The 1,889-nt window shown below is 58.1% G+C and carries 1 protein-coding gene and 1 pseudogene; both read left to right on the plus strand.

The genetic code is table 11. From position 1 onward, the window contains the following. Positions 1-1,196, plus strand: a 1,196-nt coding sequence (locus EN964_RS33170) for an AAA family ATPase (RefSeq protein ID WP_306663834.1), incomplete at its 5' end; no start/stop codon positions are given. After that, a pseudogene (locus EN964_RS33175) lies at positions 1,183-1,889 on the plus strand (peptidase S8 and S53, subtilisin, kexin, sedolisin); the annotation flags it as partial. The gene EN964_RS33170 and the pseudogene EN964_RS33175, both read left to right, overlap by 14 nt.

Here is a 1,889-nt window from a genome sequence, read left to right on the forward strand (position 1 = left end):
GCTATGTAGGCTTCATCGGAGTTGAGGATTTGGGCCGAAATGGATACGCCGTGACAACCACAACGTCGAAATTGGAAAAAGACATAATCAATCTGGCGCGCATCGCCTTATCAGGTCGGACGCAAGACGTAATGCAGATGGTGCATCGGATGGCCAAAAACCATCGCGACAATGCACCAGACCTGTCGAACGGTCTCGTGGAGTTGATGCGGGAAGCTCCCACGCGCGCTTCGCCCCTCCGTCGGCAAACGGAGGCTGTGTTGCCTGTCGACGTCGATACGCGCTTCGCCTTGTTGCGGATCGAAGAAACACCGGCGTTGGATCATGAGCCGATCTTTTCCGCTGAAGTGGACGAAGGGCTATCACGCATCGTTGACGAGCGCGCACACGCGCAGGCGCTCCTGAAGGTCGGACTTGAGCCTACACGGTCGGCCATCTTCACTGGACCGCCCGGAGTCGGCAAAACGATGGCGGCGCGGTGGGTCGCCCGCGCGCTAAAGCGTCCGTTGCTTATCCTCGATCTCGCAGCTGTAATGAGTAGCTATCTGGGCCGCACCGGAACAAATCTCCGGCACGTTCTCGACTACGCAAAGTCGATGGACTGTGTTCTCCTCCTTGATGAATTGGATGCGATCGCCAAGCGCCGTGACGACCGGGGCGAGATCGGTGAATTGAAGCGACTCGTTACGGTCTTGATCCAGCAAATCGATGACTGGCCGGCGACGGGACTGCTTCTTGCGGCGACAAATCACTCTGAGCTTTTGGACCCAGCCATCTGGAGACGTTTCGATCTTTCGATCGAATTTCCGATGCCGGACGCGAGAGGCATATTCTCTTTCGCACAAGCGGCTTTGGCGGGCCACACGGAAAAGTCAGATCAATGGGCGGCAGCCTTGTCTGGGGCGCTGCTCGGCAAATCGTTTAGCGATATTGACCGAGATCTCAAATCGGCTCGTCGCACCGCTACAATCCGGGGCGGCGAACTCACCGACTATCTCACAAATCTTGTTCGACCTGACACCCTCGGAAAACCAGAGAGGATTGCTCTCGCCCGTACACTTGCGAATGAGGGACTAATGTCGCAACGGGCGGCGCAGCAACTCACGGGCGTTGCGCGCGAGACGATTAGGGGTGGTGGAACGTCGATGCTAAAGCCGACGTCACGCGGAAAGCGAGCACGAAATGGCGAAGCGTAATTTCCTCCTGGGAAAAGGCGAACGACTAACGAGCAATGTCGTCGTTCGCGGAGGGGCGCCGAACAAACAGGCCCCCTACACGTTCGCAGAAGCCCGTGAGCGGCTGACGCCCATGCTGGCCGCGACCGTGGAAGCACTCAACGAGTTGCCGGAAGCGGCATGCCCGGATGGTCAGGCCGTTGCGTCGGTGACACTCAATCCCGAATATATCGCCAAATCCTTCTATCCGTCCGATCTGTTTCGGCAGACTGGATTGCAGGCGGTGGGCAGCCGCCCGCGCCGCATCAAGCCAGCCAAGAAATCCAAGGGACGGGAGCCTCAGGAAACGCTCACCACGGAGCTGTTCGTGCTTGGCCCAAAGGATGCGTTCCGTTCGTGGGAACGGTCCCTTCCCGCCTGGGTCTCCGGGACGCATCTTGCGGAAGATATGGTGACGATTGAAGAGATTGCCGCTCCGACGGCGCGTGACAAAATCAAGGGTCCGCTTCCCAAAAGCAAGGACGCGGTGTTCGAAGTCGTCCTTCACACCGATCAGCTTTTCGGAGAAACTGAGGCTCTCCCTGCATTTCAAAAGTATGTCCGGTCGCTCGGTATCGATCAGAAGTTTGACAAGCGCTTTTATGCAGGCGGGCTGTGCTTCCTCGAACTTGAGGCGCCGGTCGCACTCGCTGACGAGATCGCCACGTTCACGAT

The sequence above is a fragment of the Mesorhizobium sp. M7A.F.Ca.CA.001.10.2.1 genome (genome assembly GCF_003998575.1).
Lineage (GTDB): Bacteria > Pseudomonadota > Alphaproteobacteria > Rhizobiales > Rhizobiaceae > Mesorhizobium.